A 16649-nucleotide genomic window follows, 5' to 3' on the forward strand; every position below is an offset into this window, starting at 1 on the left:
GCTCCCCCGCCCCCTCTCCTCTTGTCCTGCGACTCGGCATGCTTGCCCTGGCCGCCTCTTTGGCCTCCTGTGGTGGAGGCGGCGGTGGTGACAGCAACGCTGGCGGTGGCACTGGCGGTGACGGCGGCACCGGCCAGCCTGGAGTGACGACGGTCACCGTGCAATGGACGGCCCCTGCCGCCAGGGATGTGGTGACTGCAGGCTCGGCACTGGCCCTGCGTGCAAGTGTTCTGGCCGATGGCGTGAATGCCGCCGATGGAACCGTGGTGAGCTTCAGCGCAGCCACAGGCGTCAGCACCTCGGCTTTGACCAGTTCCGGCGTGGCAACCGCCTCTCTGACCGGTGCCACGCCGGGCCGCCAGCAGGTGCAGGCCAGCGCCACCGTGGCAGGCCGCACGGGCAGCGCTTCCCAGACCTTCTATCTGCGCCCGGCACCAGCGCCGCTGCGGGTGCTGGTACCCACGTATTTCTATCCCACCGGCACGGGAGCCACGGCCTGGAATGCGCTGACGGCCAGCGCACAGGCGAATCCGACCGTGCAGATGACGGCCATCCTGAATCCGGCCAACGGCATTTTCAGTGGCCCGGACGCGAACATCACGCGCGCCGCCACCGCTTTTGCCAACGCCGGCGGGCAGTTGGTGGGCTATGTGAGCTCCAGCTATGGCACGGGCACGCGATCGCTGGCCAGCATCCAGGCCAATATCGACAACTATTTCACCCACTACGGCGCAGGCCTGGTCAAGGGCTTCTTCATTGACGAGATGGCCGCCACCACCAACCGGCTGGACTTCTACCGCACCATCTATCAGTACATCAAGGCCAAGAATCCCAACCTGATCGTGATCGGCAATCCAGGCCTCGTGCCCGTGGCCGGTTATGCCGATGTGGCCGATGTGCTGACCACGTTCGAGGGCAAGGGCTCCACCTATGCCACCTACGATCCGCGCACGACGAGTTTTGACTGGCTGTACGGGCTGCCCAACAGCCACCAGGCCTCGCTGGTGCACAACGTGTCGGGCTGCGCGGCCATGCAGACGGCCGTGCAGTCGGCCGCCTCGGCACGCTACCAGGCGGGATGGATCTATGTGACGCAGCTGGAGTTCGAGCCCAGCACCGGCGTGGGCAACCCCTGGGCCGGGCTGCCGAACTACTGGGATGCCTTTGTGCAGACCGTGCGCGCCACCAATGCCGGGCAGGCCATGCCTGCCTGCTCGTAAAGACCGCAGGCACCTTCGGCGCCGAATGCAGCGCGGGCGCCTGTCAGGACAGGCGCCCGCGAACAGGGCAGCAGCAAAAGCCGATCAGGCCCTGAGTTCGTCGGCGCGGGCCTGCGCAGCGGCGAAGTCGAGGTCGCCCGAGTAGATGGCGCGGCCACAGATCACGCCTTCGATGCCTTCGTCCTCGACCTTGCACAGCGCCTCGATGTCGGCCATGCCCGCCAGGCCGCCCGAGGCGATGACGGGAATCTTCAGCGATTGCGCGAGATTGACGGTGGCGTCGATGTTGATGCCCGTGAGCATGCCGTCGCGGCCGATGTCGGTGTAGATGATGGACTCCACGCCCCAGTCCTCGAAGCGCTTGGCCACCGAGTGCACATCCTGGCCCGTGAGCTTGCTCCAGCCGTCGATGGCCACCTTGCCGTCCTTGGCGTCCAGGCCGACGATCACATGGCCGCCGAAGGCGCTGCAGGCGTCCTGCAGAAAGCCCGGGTTCTTCACGGCGGCGGTGCCGATGATCACGTAGCTGATGCCGGCGTCTATGTATTTCTCGATGGTGTCCAGGTCACGGATGCCGCCGCCGAGCTGCACCGGAATCCTGCCATTCACCTCTTTGAGGATGGCCTTGATGGCCGCCAGGTTCTTGGGCTGGCCCGCAAACGCGCCATTGAGGTCCACCAGGTGCAGGCGGCGTGCGCCGGCGTCGAGCCAGCGGCGGGCGATGATGGCCGGGTCTTCGCCGAACGTGGTCGACTGGTCCATATCACCCTGGATGAGGCGTACGCAGTGGCCGTCCTTGAGGTCGATGGCAGGAATGAGCAGCATGATGGTTTGCGAGCAATGAAGGCCTGGGATGCAGCGGCCGGTGCGGGGAGGGAAAGAGGGTTCAGGGCTTCCAGCCCAGAAAGTTGCGGAACAGGGCCAGGCCCTGGTCTGCGCTCTTTTCGGGGTGAAACTGGGTGGCGAAAATATTATCGCGTGCGATGGCGCAGGCAAAGCGCCCGCCGTAGTCGGCCTGAGCAGCGCAATGCTGGGGCTGCTGCACCACGGCGTAGAAACTGTGCACGAAGTAGTAGAAGCTGTCTTCGGGAATTCCACGCCACAGCGGGTGGGGCTGCCCGGCATTGTGCGTCTGGTGCACGCGGTTCCAGCCCATTTGCGGCACCTTGAAGCGGCTGCCGTCGGCCTGGACGCGGCCCGCCAGATCGAACTTGCGTACATTGCCGGGGATCAGGCCCAGGCCAGGCACATCGCCCTCGTCGCTGTGGTCCAGCAGCATCTGCATGCCCACGCAGACGCCGAACAGGGGCTTGTTGGCAGCGGCGTGCAGCACGGCGTCCTGCAGGCCGGATTCGCGCAGCTCGCGCATGCAGTCGGGCATGGCGCCCTGGCCCGGCAGCACGACCCGGTTGGCGGCCAGGACCACCTCGGGATCTGCGGTGACCACGACCTGCCAGCCGGAGTCGGCGGCGGCCGTGCGCACGGCCTGGGAAACCGAGCGCAGATTGCCCATGCCGTAATCGACGACGGCGACGGTGTTGTCAGTCAAACTCATAGCGTGTGGCGCGTGTTCGGTCGGATTTTCGGCTGGATTGCCCGGTCAGATCAAGCTCTGGCCGGAGTCAATCGATTCTCTTTACAGAGCGCCCTTGGTCGAGGGAATGACGCCGGCCATGCGCTCGTCATGCTCCAGCGCAAAGCGCAGGGCGCGTGCGAAGGCCTTGAAGATGGTCTCGCACTGGTGGTGGGCGTTGAAGCCCTTGAGATTGTCGATGTGCAGGGTCACGCCCGCATGGTTGACGAAGCCCTGGAAGAATTCGTAGACCAGCTGGGTGTCGAGCTGGCCGATGCTGCCGGCCGTGAATTTCACGTCCATGTGCAGGCCCGGGCGGCCCGAGAAATCGATGACCACGCGGCTCAGGGCCTCGTCCAGCGGCACATAGGCATGGCCGTAGCGGCGGATGCCCTTCTTGTCGCCCACGGCCTTGGCAAAGGCCTGGCCCAGGGTGATGCCGATGTCCTCCACCGTGTGGTGGCCGTCGATGTGCAGGTCGCCCTCGCAGTCGATATCGAGGTCGATCAGGCCATGGCGCGCGATCTGGTCGAGCATGTGGTCCAGAAAACCGATGCCCGAGCGCAGGCTGGCCTTGCCCGTGCCGTCCAGGTTGATGGCGACCTTGATCCGGGTCTCGGCGGTATTGCGCTGCACCTCGGCGGTGCGTGCGGGAGCTGCATTGCTCATAGGGATTCCTTCAGGGCCGCCAGCATCTGGGCGTTTTCTTCGTGGGTGCCCACGGTCAGTCGCAGGCAGTTGGCCAGCAGCGGGTGCATGGCAGAGACATTCTTCACCAGCACGCCCCTGGCCTTCATCTCGGCCTGGGCGCGCGCGGCATCGCGCACGCGCAGCAAGACCATGTTGGCCTCGGACGGCCAGATCTTTTCCACGCCCGGCAACGCGGCAAGGGCATCGATCAGCGGCTGGCGCTCGGCGCGGATGGCCACGGCCTGCTGCGCATACAGTGCCTCGTGCTCCAGCGCGAAGATGGCCGTCTCGCAGTTGAGCACGCTGATGTTGTAGGGCGGGCGCACCTTGTCGATCTCGCCGACGATGGCGGCCGGGCCGATCAGATAGCCCAGGCGCGCACCGGCCAGGCCGAACTTGCTGAGCGTGCGCATCAGCAGCACGTGGGCGTTGCGGGCCGGGTCGGCGCGCATGTTCTCTGCCCAGCTGCGGCGGGCGAAGGGCTGGTAGGCCTCGTCCATGACGACCAGGCCGCCGATGGCGCCGACCGCGTCGATCACGGCCTGCACATCGGCCTCGGCCCAGAGCGTGGCCGTGGGATTGTTGGGATAGGCGATATAGGTGATGGCGGGGCGGTGCTCGGCAATGGCGGCGCGCATGGCGGGCACGTCCAGCTCGAAGTCGGCCGTCAGCTCGACCCCCACAAAGTCCAGGCCCTGCAGCCTGGCGCTCATGGGGTACATGACGAAGCCCGGCATGGGCGCCAGCATGGTGGCACGCCCCTCGGCATGGGGCTGGGCACACGCCAGGGCCAGCAGCGTGATGATCTCGTCCGAGCCATTGCCCAGCAGCACGGCACTGCCGGCCGGCGCCTGCGCGTAGCGGGCCAGCATGTCCTTGAGCACTTCCTGGCGCTCGCCAGGGTAGCGGTTGATCTCCAGCCGGCCCAGGCGCTCGCCCAGCGCAGCCTGCAATTCAGGGGGCAGGCGGAAGGGGTTCTCCATCGTGTCCATCTTGAGCAGGCCTTGCGAGGGCTGCACATGGTAGGCATGCATGGAGCGGACATCGGCGCGGATGCGCTCCAGGGCCAGGGCCTGAACCTGCGGAATGGAAGCTGTCATGGCATGCACACTTTCACGAGTCGGTGGGGGAGGAAATCCATCAGCGAAGCCGCTCAGGCCTGCTGCTGCAGCGGCGCCTGGTGCAGCGGATGCACCATGGCGACGCCGCCAAACTGGGCGCCGTGCGGCAGGTGCAGGGTCAGCATCTGCTCGCAGCCGCTGTGCTGGGCGCAGGCCACGGCCAGGCAGTCGCCAAAGGCCAGCTGGTGGCGGGACTGCACGGCCCAGGCGGTCTCCAGCGTGGCGGCATCGGTCTTCCAGGGCGTCCAGGTCTGGTAGCGGCGGATGGCGGCGCGCGCATCGCCCTGCGGCAGAGGCTGGGCGGCCGTGGTGACCTGTTCATAGAACTCGCACAGAGACTGGCTGCCGGTGCGCCCGCTGCGCGTGCGCCACAGCAGGTCCAGCCACTGCAGCACGGCTGCATGCAAGGCGCCCTGCCCCGTGTCTTCGGCAGCAACCAGCACGGAGGTATCGACGAAGACGGTGTTCATGCCTGGCCCTCGCGACGCAGTGCGGCACTGCGCTGGGCGGGCTGCTCGGATGACGGCTGGCCGCCGTCCCAGCCGCGCTCGTCGGTGCGCCAGGCCAGGTAGGCGCGCTCGTAGGCGTCCTCGCGGCGCTGCATCTCGGCCATGAAGTCGCCCACCATGCGCGAGACGCTGGTGCCGCGCCTGGCAGCCTCGATGCGGGCCCATTCAAGCACGCTGTCTTCAACGGTGATGGTGAGGTTCTTCACAGGATGCAAGTCTACACGAAATTCGTGTCCCACTGATTTCGTGTCAATTCTTGACGCGCTTGCTCTAGCGTTCAGGCAGCAAAAAGCGCCGCCCCTTTCGGTGACGGCGCCTTCATCCCACAGGAAGCGAGCGTCTACTTCAGACGCATTTCGGCAGCGCGCGCATGGCCTTGCAGGCCTTCGCCATGCGCCAGCACCGAGGCGATGCGGCCCAGGCTCTGCGCGCCCTGCTCGCTGACCTCGATGAGGCTGGATCGCTTCTGGAAGTCATAGACCCCCAGCGGCGAGGAAAAGCGCGCCGTGCCGCTGGTGGGCAGCACGTGGTTGGGGCCGGCGCAGTAGTCGCCCAGGCTTTCGCTGGTGTAGGCCCCCAGGAAGATGGCGCCTGCATGGCGCAGCAGCGGCTCCCACTGGTGGGGGTTGCTGCTGGAGACTTCCAGGTGCTCGGGCGCGATGCGGTTGCTGATGGCGCAGGCCTCCTGCATGTCGCGCGTGAGGATGAGGGCACCCCGGTCGCTCAGGCTCTTGGCGATGATGGCGCGCCGCGGCATCTCGGGCAGCAGGCGGTCGATCTCGCGCTGGACGGCGGCGATGTAGTCGGCATCGGGGCACAGCAGGATGCTTTGCGCCAGCTCGTCATGCTCGGCCTGGCTGAACAGGTCCATGGCCACCCAGTCGGGCGGCGTGCTGCCGTCGGCCAGCACCAGGATTTCGCTGGGGCCGGCAATCATGTCGATGCCCACGGTGCCGAACACCCGCTTCTTGGCGCTGGCCACATAGGCATTGCCGGGGCCGGTGATCTTGTCCACCTTGGGGATGGTTGCCGTGCCGTAGGCCAGGGCCGCCACGGCCTGGGCGCCGCCGATGGTGAAACCGCGCGTGACGCCGGCCACATAGGCGGCGGCCAGCACCAGGGCGTTCTTCTCGCCGCGCGGCGTGGGCACGACCATGATGATTTCCTGCACGCCAGCCACGTGGGCGGGAATGGCATTCATCAGCACGCTGGACGGATAGGCCGCCTTGCCGCCGGGCACATAGATGCCAACGCGGTCCAGCGGCGTGACCTTCTGGCCCAGCAGGGTGCCATCGGCGTCGCGGTAGCTCCAGCTCTCGCCGCTGGCGCGCTTTTGTGCCTCGTGGTAGGTGCGCACGCGCTGGGCGGCGGCCGTCAGCGCATCGCGCTGCTCGTCGCCCAGGCTGTCGAAGGCGGCCTTGAGCTCGGCCTGCGTCAGCTCCAGCGCTGTCATGCCGTCCACCTGCAATCCGTCGAAGCGCGCCGTGTACTCCAGCACGGCCGCATCGCCGCGCTTTTGCACATCGGCCAGGATGTCGGCCACGCGCTGCTCGATGGCCGCGTCCGTGTCTGCCGACCAATGCAGGCGCTGCGCAAAATCGTGTTCGAAGTTGGCGTCAAGCGTGGACAGGCGGGCGGGAGCGGCTTGGTATTCCATGGTGGAGAGGACTTCAGTCTTGGGGAATGGCCGATGCGAAGGCATCGATGATCTTGCGCAGAGGGGCCTGCTTGAGCTTGAGCGAGGCCTGGTTGACCACCAGGCGCGAGCTGATCTCCATGATGGGCTCGACCTCGACCAGGTCATTGGCCCTGAGCGTGTTGCCGGTGGACACCAGGTCGACGATGGCGTCGGCCATGCCGGTCAGCGGGGCCAGCTCCATGGAGCCGTAGAGCTTGACCATGTCCACGTGCACGCCCTTGGTGGCGAAGAAGTTGCGCGCGATCTCGGGGTACTTGGTGGCGATGCGCAGGCGGGCGCCCTGCTTGACGGCCAGCGCATAGTCGAAGCCGTTGCGCACGGCCACGCTGACGCGGCAGCGCGCGATCTTCAGGTCCAGGGGCTGGTACAGGCCCTGGGCGCCATGCTCGATCAGCGAGTCCAGGCCGGCCACGCCGAGATCGGCACCGCCGTACTGCACGTAGACCGGAACGTCGGAGGCGCGCACCAGCACCACGCGCACGTGGCTCTGGTTGGTCTCGAAGATCAGCTTGCGCGACTTTTCAATGTCTTCGGTGACCGAGATGCCGGCAGCGGCCAGCAGCGGCACGGTTTCGTCGTAGATGCGGCCCTTGGACAGGGCAATCGTGATGGTCATTGGGAAACTCTTTCGATGTCGGCACCCAGGCCGCGCAGCTTGTCTTCCATGCGATCGTAGCCGCGGTCCAGATGATAGATGCGATCGACCAGGGTCTCGCCCTTGGCCACGAGGCCGGCGATGACCAGGCTGGCCGAGGCGCGCAGGTCGGTGGCCATGACGGCCGCGCCCGACAGCGACTGGCTGCCGGTGATGGTGGCAACGCGCCCGTCGGTGGTGATCTGCGCGCCCAGGCGCAGCATTTCGTCCACGTGCATGAAGCGATTCTCGAAGATGGTCTCGGTGACCATGCTGCAGCCTTCGGCCACCAGGTTCAGCGCCATGAACTGCGCCTGCATGTCGGTGGGAAAGCCCGGGTATTCGGTGGTGCGGAAACTCTGGGCCTTGAGCTTGCCGGCCGCGCGCACGCGGATGCCGCCGTCCTCGGCGGACACCTCGGCGCCCGCATCCTTGAGCTTGTCGATGACGGCGCCCAGATGGTCGGCGCGGCCATTGCGCAGCAGCGCATTGCCGCCCGTGGCGGCCACGGCGCACAGAAAGGTGCCGGCCTCGATGCGGTCGGCCACCACCTGGTGCTCGCAGCCGCTCAGGCGTTCCACGCCCTGGATGACGATGCGCCCGGTGCCATGGCCTTCGATTCTTGCGCCCATCTTGATGAGCATTTCGGCCAGGTCGCCGATCTCGGGCTCCATGGCGGCGTTTTCCAGCAGGGTCTCGCCTTCGGCCAGCACGGCGGCCATCAGGAAGTTCTCGGTGCCCGTGACGGTCACCATGTCGGTGGTGATGCGGGCACCCTGCAGGCGCTTGAGGCTCCCGGGCAGGCGCGCGTTCATGTAGCCGTTCTCGACAACGATCTCGGCGCCCATGGCCTGCAGGCCCTTGATGTGCTGGTCCACGGGGCGCGAGCCGATGGCGCAGCCGCCGGGCAGCGATACGCGGGCCTGGCCGAATCGCGCCAGCAGCGGACCCAGGGCCAGGACCGAGGCGCGCATGGTCTTGACCAGTTCGTAGGGTGCCTCGGGGTTGGACAAAGAGCCGGCGTTGATGCGCACGGTGCCGCTGTCATCGTGCTCGGCGCCGACGCCCATGTTGCGGATGAGCTTGAGCATGGTGGCCACGTCCTGCAGGCGCGGCACGTTGCGCAGGGTGACGGGCTCGGATGACAGCAGCGCGGCGCACAGCTCGGGCAAGGCGGCATTCTTGGCGCCGGAGACCGTCACCTCGCCATGCAGCGCTCGGCCACCGCGAATCAGGAGTTTGTCCATGGCTGACAGACTTGAATCTGGAAATCGGGAAAAAGGAGATGCCGCACGGGCCGTATCGACCAGTTGCAGCAGAAAGTCTGAAGCGTCGTGACCGGGCTGTGCACTCAGGCCTGGCCGGCCTGGACAGCCCACTCGGCGGGCGTATAGGTCTTCATGGACAGGGCATGGACCTCGTCGGTATGCATGCGCTGGCCCAGCGTGGCGTAGACCAGTCGCTGGCGCTGCAGCAGGCGCTGGCCTTCGAACTGTGCCGAGACGATGGTGGCAAACCAGTGCCGTCCGTCGCCTTCCAGCGCAATGTGTTCGCAAGGCAGGCCGGTGGCGATCAGTTCCTTGAGTTGGTCTGCAGTCATGGGGGAAGCTTTCCTGCCATGCATCGTGGCATGGCCTTGGTTGGCGGCGGCGCCGGGCGCCGGCCGCCTGTTCATGGGTGGATTCAACAATGCGGGCACAACGCCCGCCGCAGCCTGTGGAAAAACCTCAGCCGCGGATCTTGTAGCCGATGCGCAGCAGGTGCACGGCCAGGGCGCTCACCGCCAGCCAGGCCGAGCCGACGATGGCCAGGCTGACCCAGGGCGACACGTCGCTCTGGCCGAAGAAGCCGTAGCGGAAGCCATCAATCATGTAGAAAAACGGGTTCAGATGGCTGACTTTTTGCCAAAAAGGCGGCAGCGACTGGATGGAATAGAACACGCCCGACAGGAAGGTCATGGGCATGATCAGGAAGTTCTGGAAGGCCGCCATCTGGTCGAACTTGTCCGCCCACAGGCCGGCGATCACGCCCAGCGTGCCCAGCAGCGCAGCACCCAGCAGGCCGAAGACCAGAATCCACAGCGGTGCCGTGAATTCGGGAATGGCGAAGTACAGCGTGACGATGAACACGCCCACGCCCACCAGCAGCCCGCGCAGCACCGACGCTCCCACGTAGGCGCCGAACCACGCCCAGTGCGACAGCGGCGTGAGCAGCACGAAGACCATGGAGCCCATGATCTTGCTCTGCACCAGGCTGGAGGAGCTGTTGGCAAAGGCGTTCTGCAGCACGCTCATCATCACCAGGCCCGGGATCAGGAAGGCGGTGTAGCTGATGCGGTCGTAGACCAGCACCCGGCCTTCGAGCACATGGCCGAAGATCAGCAGATAGAGCACGGCCGTAAGCACGGGTGCGGCCACGGTCTGGAAGCTGACCTTCCAGAAACGCAGCACTTCCTTCTTGAGCAGGGTCTGCCAGCCGTTCATGCCGAAGCTCCCTGCGAAGTCTGGCCCTGCTCGTTCATCACGTGGATGAAGACATCCTCCAGATCGGCACGGCGGATTTCCACGTCCTCGGGGACGACGGAGCCCTCGCGCAGTGCGGCGAGCAGGCGTTCCACATCGCTGGCGTCGTTGGCGGGTATCTGCACGATGCGGCCGGTCACCCGTGCCCGCGCGGCCAGGGCCGGCGGCAAGGCGGCATCGGTCTTGAACTGCAGCACATTGGACGAGGCAGAACGGAGCAACTCCGACATGGTCGAGAGCTTGACGATGTTGCCCTGCTTGAGCATGGCCACGCGGCTGCACAGCGCCTCGGCCTCTTCCAGGTAATGGGTGGTGAGCAGCACGGTATGGCCTTCGCGGTTCAGGCGCGCGATGAAATGCCACAGCGTCTGGCGCAGCTCCACGTCCACGCCGGCCGTGGGCTCGTCCAGCACGATGATGGGCGGCTTGTGCACCAGGGCCTGGGCCACCAGCACGCGGCGCTTCATGCCGCCGGACAGCTGGCGCATGTTGGAGTTGGCCTTGTCGGTCAGCCCCAGGCTGTGCAGCAGCTCGTCGATCCAGTCGTCATTGTTCCTGACACCGAAATAGCCGGACTGAAAGCGCAGCGCCTCGCGCACGTTGAAGAAGGGATCGAAGACCAGCTCCTGGGGCACGATGCCCAGCTTGCGCCGGGCGGCCGAATAGTCGGCATGCACGTCGCTGCCCTGGACCAGCACGCGGCCGCTGGTGGCGCGCGACAGGCCGGCCAGGATGCTGATCATCGTGGTCTTGCCAGCGCCATTGGGACCGAGCAGGCCGAAGAACTCGCCCTCCTCGATGTCCAGACTCACGTGGTTGAGCGCCTGGAAGGCCCCCTTGGGGGTCTGGTAGGTCTTTGAGATGGATTGGAATGAGACGGCAGACATGCGAGGCGCGATTCTAGGCCCTTGCAGCCAAACCTGCCTTGCAGGGCTCTTTGCAGCGGCGCGCTGCGCAGGCTGCTCAGGAGGGGGAGGATGCGGCAGTGTCGCTGAGCAGCCCGTCGACGCCGTACAGCGCCGCCATGGACTGCAGGCCCTGCGGCAGGCCCACGACCACCAATTGCTTGTCGGCCGCCTTCGCGGTGCGGCGGCAGGCCAGCAGCACGGCCAGGGCAGCCGAGTCGAAGACCTCGACACCGCTGGCATCGACGCGCACCTGGGCGCCATCGAAGGCCTGCACCTGGGGCTGCAGCTGCACAAGGCAGCTGCGCGCCTGGCGGTAGGTCAGTTCACGGGGGAGCTGCAGCATGGCGTGTGCGTCAATGGGCCATCAGCCCTTGGAGGGCGGCGTGGCAGGCATCTTGCTTCGCGTGGCAAGGGTCTCGATCAGGCCGTCGATGCCACGGGCATTGATTTCCTGGCTGAACTGGTTGCGGTAGGTTTCCACCAGCCACACGCCCAGCACGTTCAGGTTGTAGATCTTCCAGCCGTCGCCGGACTTTTCAAGACGGTAGTCCAGCTGCACGGGCTCGCCGCGGCCCAGCACCTCGGTGCGCACCAGTACATCGATGTCGCCGGGCGCAGCGCGCACCGGCTTGACATTGATGGTCTGGTTGCTGACCTGGGTCAGCGCGCCCGAGTAGGTGCGGATCAGCAGGGCCTTGAACTCGGTCTCCAGCTTCTCGCGCTGTGCAGGCGTGGCCTGGCGCCAGGCCGGGCCCACCGAAGCCGAGGTCATGCGGCGGAAATTCACATAGGGCATGACCTTGTCATTGACCAGCGCATTGACCTTGGAGACATCGCCCTCGCGCAGCGAGGGGTCCTTCTTGATGGTTTCCAGCACGTCGGTGGAGACACGCTTGATCAGCGCATCAGGGGTTTCGTCGGCCGCGTGGACGGGCAGCGCAGCGCCCCAGGTTCCCATGGCCAGCACGGCTGCCGCGGCAGCGCTCCAGGCACGTCGATTGATCATCACTCTTCCTTTCCCAGCAGGGCCTCGATGCCCCGGACCGGGTTGATATTGCACATTTTTCCGGCCGCGCCGTGTCAGGCGCGGACCGTTTTTCATCTCGGGATGTTACGAACTGCCTACTTTGCGCCGTCTTCGGGCGGCAGTTTGCCGGCATCGTCGTCGTAGTCCTCGATGCGGCCGTCATCGCCGGACTTGCCACGCCGCAGGTTCAGGTAGACGTCACGCGTCAGGCTGTAGCGGTCGAGGGCGACGGAGTCCAGCGTGTCCGAGGCATTGAGCAGGCGCGCACGCGTATCCACCAGTCGCAGCACATACAGGCTGTTGCGCACCGGGATGTCGTTGATCGCCGTCAGGGGGTTGCCCCAGGCATCCACAGGCAGCGCCGCCGTGTCACGCACCGTGGACGGGCCGAGCAGCGGCAGCACCAGGTACGGACCCGTGGGTACGCCCCAGCGGCCCAGCGTCTGGCCGAAGTCCTGCTTGTGACGTTCGATGCCTGCTTCGCTGGCGATGTCGAGCAGCCCGCCCAGACCGAAGACCGTGTTCACCGAAAAGCGCACCATGGAGTTGTAGGCTCCCTCGGCCTGGCCCTGCAGCGCGTTGTTCACGAACGACCAGGCATCGCTCAGGTTGGAGAAGAAGTTGCTCACCCCATCGCGCGCCAGGCGCGGCGTGACATCGCGGTAGGCCGTGGCCACCGGCTTCAGGACGGCGCGGTCCAGCCCGTCATTGAACGAGTACATGCTGCGGTTGAACGGCTCGAACGGATCCTGCGGGTTGCGTGCCTCGCCCGGAGCGGTGGCACAGCCGGCGAGCAGCGAAGCGGCGGCCAGCGTGCCGAACATGGCTGCGCGCTGCCAGGAGGCTGCCTGGGCTGCAGGGCGACCCGCAGTCGCCTGTTCATGGTGGTTGGTAGTCATTCTTTGCCTCCTGCACCGGAGCTGCCACCCTGCTCGGCCTTGCCGTAGAGGAACTGTCCGATCAGATTTTCCAGCACAACGGCCGACTGGGTCGCGACGACGCGGTCGCCATCCTTGAGATTGTGGTCATCTGCACCGGCTTCGATGCCGATGTACTGGTCGCCGAGCAGGCCGCTGGTCAGAATCTTCAGGGAGCTGTCCTTGGGAAAGGCGTAGCGGTTTTCCAGGGCCATGGTCACGCTGGCCTGAAAGACCTGATCGTCGAACGTGATGGATTCCACGCGGCCGACGACGACGCCCGCACTGCGCACGGCTGCCTTGGGCTTGAGTCCGCCGATGTTGTCGAAGCGCGCGGTCAGCGTATAGGTCTTCTGGAAGTTCAGGCTCAGCAGGTTGGCCGACTGCAGCGCCAGGAACACCAGCGCCGCGGCGCCGATCAGCACGAACAGTCCGACCCAGACATCACTCTTGGATTGCTGCATGGTTTGTTTTTCCTTGATTTGCGAGAGGTGGCACCGGTGCCGGGTCAAAGGCTGAACATCGTGGCCGTGAGCAGGAAGTCCAGCCCCAGCACGGCCAGCGAGGCCATCACCACCGTGCGCGTGGTCGCGCGGGACACGCCTTCGGGCGTGGGCTTGGCTGCATAGCCCTGCAGCAGCGCGATGAAGGTCACCGCCACGCCGAACACCAGGCTCTTGAGAACGCCGTTGCCCAGGTCATACCACCAGTCCACGCCGTTTTGCATCTGGCCCCAGAAGGCGCCGCCATCGACGCCGATCATGACCACGCCCACCAGCCAGCCGCCGATCACGCCGACGGCGCTGAAAACGGCCGCCAGCAGCGGCATGGCGATAAGGCCCGCCACGAAGCGCGGCGCCAGGATGCGGCGCACCGGGTCCACGGCCATCATCTCCATGGCCGACAACTGCTCGCCGGCCTTCATCAGGCCGATCTCGGCCGTCAGCGCCGTGCCGGCACGGCCGGCAAACAGCAGCGCCGTGACGACGGGGCCGAGCTCGCGCACCAGCGACAGCGCCACCAGCAGGCCCAGCGCCTCGGCCGAGCCATAGCGCTGCAGCGTGTAGTAGCCCTGCAGGCCCAGCACGAAACCGACGAACAGGCCGGACACGCCAATGATGGCCAGCGAATAGTTGCCCAGGAAATGGACCTGATCGCCGATCAGCCGCGGGCGGCCCAGCGCAGGCCCCATGAGGGCAAGCAGGCGGCCGAACAGGCGCGTGCCCATGCCCAGCTGCGTCAGCTGTTGGCGTACCGCCGCGCCAATGCGTGCAGGATGCAGCCGGTTCATGCGCGCCTCCTGCCGTCGGCCTTGCCGGAGCTTGCGGGGTTGCCGAAATCTTCCTCGGCGCTCACGCCGGGGTAGTGGAAAGGCACGGGGCCGGTGGCCCGTGCGTGGATGAACTGCTGCACCAGCGGGTCGGGATTGGCCCGCACCTCGTCAGGCGAGCCCTGGGCGGCGACGCCGCCGTTGCCCAGGATGACCACATGGTCGGCCACGTGGAAGGTCTCCTCCACGTCATGGGACACCAGGATGGAGGTCAGCCCCATGGCATCGTTGAGCTCGCGGATCAGCTGGGCGGCCGTGCCCAGGGAGATGGGGTCCAGCCCGGCGAAGGGCTCGTCGTACATGATCAGTTCCGGGTCCAGCGCAATGGCCCGCGCCAGCGCCACGCGGCGCGCCATGCCGCCCGAGATCTCGCTGGGCATGAGATCGCGCGCGCCGCGCAGGCCCACGGCATGCAGCTTCATGAGCACGATGTCGCGGACCAGTTCGTCAGGAAGATCGGTGTGTTCGCGCAGCGGGAAGGCCACGTTGTCGAACACGCTCATGTCGGTGAACAGCGCACCGAACTGGAACAGCATGCCCATGCGCCGGCGCGCGGCGTACAGGCCTGCTGCGTCCATGGTGGTGACGTCCTTGCCATCGAACAGCACCTGCCCCTGCTGGGCATGCTGCTGGCCGCCGATCAGGCGCAGCACCGTGGTCTTGCCTCCGCCCGATGCCCCCATCAGGGCCGTGACCTTGCCGCGCGGCACCTGCAGCGACAGGTCGCGCAGGATCACGCGCTCGCCATAGCCGAAGGTGACGTTGCGCAGCTCCACGAAAGAGGCAGTTGGGATCATGCTGTGATGCGGTCGATAAATGTTCGCAGGCAAGCCCGCTATTGTGCAGACAGGCGCCGCAGCCTGCTCATCCCGTCCGAGATAAACATACATCCGTGTATGTTTCTCAAAAAGTCATGGCAAGAAATGCCATAAAAAAAAGAGCATGCTTCGCTTGCTGCACAAGCGTCGCACGCTCTCTGGACCTGGGGAAAATCCGGACTGGATAGATGTTTTTTTACAACATGTTATGCAGAAATGCCTGGGTCCGGGCGTGCTGCGGCGCTGCAAAGAACGCTTCCGCCGGGCCTTGCTCGACGATCTCGCCCTTGTCCATGAAGATCACGCGATTGGCCACTTCGCGGGCAAAGCCCATCTCGTGGGTCACGACCAGCATGGTCATGTGCTCCTGGGCCAGCTCGCGCATGGTGCGCAGCACTTCGCCGGTCAGCTCCGGGTCCAGCGCGGAGGTGGGCTCGTCGAACAGCAGGATATCGGGCTCCATGGCCAGAGCCCGGGCGATGGCCACGCGCTGCTTTTGCCCGCCCGACAGGCGGTTGGGATAGGCATCGCGCTTTTCCAGCAGACCCACCTTGTGCAGCAGCGCCTCGGCCTTGGGCACGATCTGCTCGCGCTTGAGGCCCTTGACGACGATCGGCGCCTCGATGATGTTCTCCAGCACCGTGAGGTGCGGGAACAGGTTGAAGGACTGGAACACCATGCCCATCTTGCGGCCGATCTGGCGGATCTGCGCCTCGGGCACGTAGTGCGCCTTGCCGTCGGCGCCGCTGTCCACCAGCACCTCGCCCTCGACGGCGACACGGCCGCTGTCAATGGTTTCCAGGTGGTTGAGGCAGCGCAGAAACGTGCTCTTGCCCGATCCCGAGGGGCCGATGACGGCCACCACCTCGCCGCGCGCCAGCTCCAGCGAAACGCCGCGCAGCACCGGCACACCGCCAAAGCCCTTGCAGATGTTCTGCGCCGAGATCATGGTCTCGGGCGCGTTATCACGCGTCGTATTTGGCATGGCGTTTTTCTAGGTATTGGAAGATCCAGGTCAGCACCAGCGTCATGACCAGATAGAAGCCTGCGGCCACCACGAAGGGCGTGATGGTGAAGTCGCGCTGCACGATGCCGCGCGCGGCGCGCAGCAGGTCGTTCAGGGCCAGCACGTAGATGAGCGAGGTGTCCTTGACCAGGGTGATGGTCTCGTTGCTCACGGGCGGGATGATGCGCGCCCACATCTGCGGCAGGATGATGCGGCGCATGGTCTGGCCGTAGCTCATGCCCAGCACCTTGGCACCCTCGTACTGGCCGCGGTCCACGGACTGGATGCCCGCGCGGAAGATTTCGGCGAAGTAGGCGGCGTAGTTCAGCGCGAAGGCGACGACGGCGGCGGGGAAATCGGGCAGGCGCACGCCGATCACGGGTACGAAGGGCAGCGCGAAGTAGATGAACAGCATCTGCAGCATCAGCGGCGTGCCGCGCATCAGCCAGATGTAGCCGCCGACCAGCCGGCTCAGGGCGGGAAAGCGGGAGATGCGCATCAGCGCCAGCGACAGTCCCAGGGGAATGGACAGCGCCAGGGTGATGACGAAGAGCTTGAGGGTGACCAGGGCGCCGGCGGACAGCGGCCCCATGAGCGAGATTACATATTCCATCGAATGGCCTCAGTGCGGTGCGCGGCCCCGCCGGCATCGGCAGGATCCGGGCAGCCACGGGC

The 16649-nt window shown here is 66.1% G+C and carries 21 protein-coding genes; 1 reads left to right on the plus strand and 20 read right to left on the minus strand.

Features of this window, described 5'->3' with window-relative positions; translation table 11 throughout:
- Positions 1–38: 38 nt before the first annotated feature.
- Positions 39–1220 carry a spherulation-specific family 4 protein gene (locus tag A9976_RS13315; RefSeq protein WP_183019690.1) on the plus strand — a complete coding sequence of 394 codons (1182 nt, stop codon included), beginning with the start codon at positions 39–41 and terminating at the stop codon, positions 1218–1220.
- A gap of 84 nt (positions 1221–1304) precedes the next feature.
- Here the strand turns inward: A9976_RS13315 and hisA are convergent, their stop codons facing one another.
- The 20 genes from hisA to A9976_RS13415 form a co-directional block, all read right to left on the minus strand.
- Positions 1305–2045, minus strand: a complete 741-nt coding sequence (gene hisA / locus A9976_RS13320) for a 1-(5-phosphoribosyl)-5-[(5-phosphoribosylamino)methylideneamino]imidazole-4-carboxamide isomerase (protein WP_183019400.1) — start codon at positions 2043–2045, stop codon at positions 1305–1307.
- 61 nt (positions 2046–2106) lie between these two features.
- Entirely contained in the window at positions 2107–2775 is a 669-nt protein-coding gene (hisH, locus tag A9976_RS13325) for an imidazole glycerol phosphate synthase subunit HisH (RefSeq protein ID WP_183019401.1), read from the minus strand.
- Between the two features lie 81 nt (positions 2776–2856).
- Entirely contained in the window at positions 2857–3462 is a 606-nt protein-coding gene (gene hisB, locus A9976_RS13330; protein ID WP_183019402.1) for an imidazoleglycerol-phosphate dehydratase HisB, read from the minus strand.
- The gene (hisC, locus tag A9976_RS13335; protein ID WP_183019403.1) at positions 3459–4583 is read right to left on the minus strand and encodes a histidinol-phosphate transaminase; all 1125 of its coding nucleotides are present in this window, start codon (positions 4581–4583) and stop codon (positions 3459–3461) included. The genes hisB and hisC overlap by 4 nt, the downstream gene beginning before the upstream one ends.
- A gap of 53 nt (positions 4584–4636) precedes the next feature.
- Positions 4637–5074 (minus strand): PIN domain-containing protein, encoded by a 438-nt coding sequence (locus A9976_RS13340; protein WP_047217097.1) that lies wholly within the window; start codon positions 5072–5074, stop codon positions 4637–4639.
- Positions 5071–5319 (minus strand): DUF6364 family protein, encoded by a 249-nt coding sequence (locus tag A9976_RS13345; protein ID WP_183019404.1) that lies wholly within the window; start codon positions 5317–5319, stop codon positions 5071–5073. The genes A9976_RS13340 and A9976_RS13345 overlap by 4 nt, the downstream gene beginning before the upstream one ends.
- A gap of 134 nt (positions 5320–5453) precedes the next feature.
- Positions 5454–6770, minus strand: coding sequence for a histidinol dehydrogenase (gene hisD / locus A9976_RS13350; protein ID WP_183019405.1), 1317 nt, complete (start codon positions 6768–6770; stop codon positions 5454–5456).
- A gap of 13 nt (positions 6771–6783) precedes the next feature.
- A complete protein-coding gene (hisG, locus tag A9976_RS13355; RefSeq protein WP_017405470.1) occupies positions 6784–7428 on the minus strand; it encodes an ATP phosphoribosyltransferase in 645 nt (214 codons plus the stop codon).
- Positions 7425–8693: a UDP-N-acetylglucosamine 1-carboxyvinyltransferase gene (gene murA / locus A9976_RS13360; protein WP_183019406.1), complete on the minus strand. Its 1269-nt coding sequence runs from the start codon at positions 8691–8693 to the stop codon at positions 7425–7427. Before murA ends, hisG begins: the two co-directional genes overlap by 4 nt.
- 104 nt (positions 8694–8797) lie before the next feature.
- A complete protein-coding gene (locus tag A9976_RS13365; protein WP_183019407.1) occupies positions 8798–9046 on the minus strand; it encodes a BolA family protein in 249 nt (82 codons plus the stop codon).
- Between the two features lie 127 nt (positions 9047–9173).
- Positions 9174–9929, minus strand: coding sequence for an ABC transporter permease (locus tag A9976_RS13370; protein WP_012207327.1), 756 nt, complete (start codon positions 9927–9929; stop codon positions 9174–9176).
- Positions 9926–10855, minus strand: coding sequence for an ABC transporter ATP-binding protein (locus A9976_RS13375; protein WP_183019408.1), 930 nt, complete (start codon positions 10853–10855; stop codon positions 9926–9928). The genes A9976_RS13370 and A9976_RS13375 overlap by 4 nt, the downstream gene beginning before the upstream one ends.
- A 76-nt stretch (positions 10856–10931) precedes the next feature.
- Complete coding sequence (locus A9976_RS13380) at positions 10932–11219, minus strand: lipid asymmetry maintenance protein MlaB (protein WP_183019409.1); 288 nt, start codon at positions 11217–11219, stop codon at positions 10932–10934.
- Between the two features lie 21 nt (positions 11220–11240).
- Positions 11241–11882, minus strand: coding sequence for a phospholipid-binding protein MlaC (locus A9976_RS13385; protein WP_065345575.1), 642 nt, complete (start codon positions 11880–11882; stop codon positions 11241–11243).
- A gap of 116 nt (positions 11883–11998) precedes the next feature.
- Positions 11999–12802 (minus strand): VacJ family lipoprotein, encoded by an 804-nt coding sequence (locus A9976_RS13390; RefSeq protein WP_183019410.1) that lies wholly within the window; start codon positions 12800–12802, stop codon positions 11999–12001.
- Positions 12799–13284, minus strand: a complete 486-nt coding sequence (gene mlaD / locus A9976_RS13395) for an outer membrane lipid asymmetry maintenance protein MlaD (RefSeq protein WP_183019411.1) — start codon at positions 13282–13284, stop codon at positions 12799–12801. Before mlaD ends, A9976_RS13390 begins: the two co-directional genes overlap by 4 nt.
- Before the next feature lie 44 nt (positions 13285–13328).
- On the minus strand, positions 13329–14111 hold the full coding sequence (mlaE, locus tag A9976_RS13400; protein ID WP_183019412.1) for a lipid asymmetry maintenance ABC transporter permease subunit MlaE: 783 nt from the start codon (positions 14109–14111) through the stop codon (positions 13329–13331).
- A complete protein-coding gene (locus A9976_RS13405; RefSeq protein ID WP_183019413.1) occupies positions 14108–14947 on the minus strand; it encodes an ABC transporter ATP-binding protein in 840 nt (279 codons plus the stop codon). Before A9976_RS13405 ends, mlaE begins: the two co-directional genes overlap by 4 nt.
- Positions 14948–15164: 217 nt before the next feature.
- The gene (locus A9976_RS13410) at positions 15165–15953 is read right to left on the minus strand and encodes an amino acid ABC transporter ATP-binding protein (protein ID WP_269670913.1); all 789 of its coding nucleotides are present in this window, start codon (positions 15951–15953) and stop codon (positions 15165–15167) included.
- Positions 15934–16587 (minus strand): amino acid ABC transporter permease, encoded by a 654-nt coding sequence (locus A9976_RS13415; RefSeq protein WP_012207336.1) that lies wholly within the window; start codon positions 16585–16587, stop codon positions 15934–15936. The genes A9976_RS13410 and A9976_RS13415 overlap by 20 nt, the downstream gene beginning before the upstream one ends.
- Between the last annotated feature and the right edge of the window lie 62 nt (positions 16588–16649).

Source organism: Delftia sp. UME58, from assembly GCF_014170385.1.
GTDB classification, from domain to species: Bacteria; Pseudomonadota; Gammaproteobacteria; order Burkholderiales; family Burkholderiaceae_C; genus Comamonas; species Comamonas acidovorans.

Coding starts and splice junctions, on each gene's coding strand:
- A9976_RS13415 (WP_012207336.1), bottom strand. CDS start 16,587: ATGGAATATGTAATCTCGCTCATGGGGCCGCTGTCCGCCGGCGCCCTG.
- mlaD (WP_183019411.1), bottom strand. CDS start 13,284: ATGCAGCAATCCAAGAGTGATGTCTGGGTCGGACTGTTCGTGCTGATC.
- murA (WP_183019406.1), bottom strand. CDS start 8,693: ATGGACAAACTCCTGATTCGCGGTGGCCGAGCGCTGCATGGCGAGGTG.
- A9976_RS13340 (WP_047217097.1), bottom strand. CDS start 5,074: ATGAACACCGTCTTCGTCGATACCTCCGTGCTGGTTGCTGCCGAAGAC.
- A9976_RS13315 (WP_183019690.1), top strand. CDS start 39: ATGCTTGCCCTGGCCGCCTCTTTGGCCTCCTGTGGTGGAGGCGGCGGT.
- hisB (WP_183019402.1), bottom strand. CDS start 3,462: ATGAGCAATGCAGCTCCCGCACGCACCGCCGAGGTGCAGCGCAATACC.
- A9976_RS13390 (WP_183019410.1), bottom strand. CDS start 12,802: ATGACTACCAACCACCATGAACAGGCGACTGCGGGTCGCCCTGCAGCC.
- A9976_RS13405 (WP_183019413.1), bottom strand. CDS start 14,947: ATGATCCCAACTGCCTCTTTCGTGGAGCTGCGCAACGTCACCTTCGGC.
- hisH (WP_183019401.1), bottom strand. CDS start 2,775: ATGAGTTTGACTGACAACACCGTCGCCGTCGTCGATTACGGCATGGGC.
- A9976_RS13365 (WP_183019407.1), bottom strand. CDS start 9,046: ATGACTGCAGACCAACTCAAGGAACTGATCGCCACCGGCCTGCCTTGC.
- hisC (WP_183019403.1), bottom strand. CDS start 4,583: ATGACAGCTTCCATTCCGCAGGTTCAGGCCCTGGCCCTGGAGCGCATC.
- hisA (WP_183019400.1), bottom strand. CDS start 2,045: ATGCTGCTCATTCCTGCCATCGACCTCAAGGACGGCCACTGCGTACGC.
- hisD (WP_183019405.1), bottom strand. CDS start 6,770: ATGGAATACCAAGCCGCTCCCGCCCGCCTGTCCACGCTTGACGCCAAC.
- A9976_RS13410 (WP_269670913.1), bottom strand. CDS start 15,953: ATGCCAAATACGACGCGTGATAACGCGCCCGAGACCATGATCTCGGCG.
- hisG (WP_017405470.1), bottom strand. CDS start 7,428: ATGACCATCACGATTGCCCTGTCCAAGGGCCGCATCTACGACGAAACC.
- A9976_RS13380 (WP_183019409.1), bottom strand. CDS start 11,219: ATGCTGCAGCTCCCCCGTGAACTGACCTACCGCCAGGCGCGCAGCTGC.
- A9976_RS13370 (WP_012207327.1), bottom strand. CDS start 9,929: ATGAACGGCTGGCAGACCCTGCTCAAGAAGGAAGTGCTGCGTTTCTGG.
- mlaE (WP_183019412.1), bottom strand. CDS start 14,111: ATGAACCGGCTGCATCCTGCACGCATTGGCGCGGCGGTACGCCAACAG.
- A9976_RS13375 (WP_183019408.1), bottom strand. CDS start 10,855: ATGTCTGCCGTCTCATTCCAATCCATCTCAAAGACCTACCAGACCCCC.
- A9976_RS13385 (WP_065345575.1), bottom strand. CDS start 11,882: ATGATCAATCGACGTGCCTGGAGCGCTGCCGCGGCAGCCGTGCTGGCC.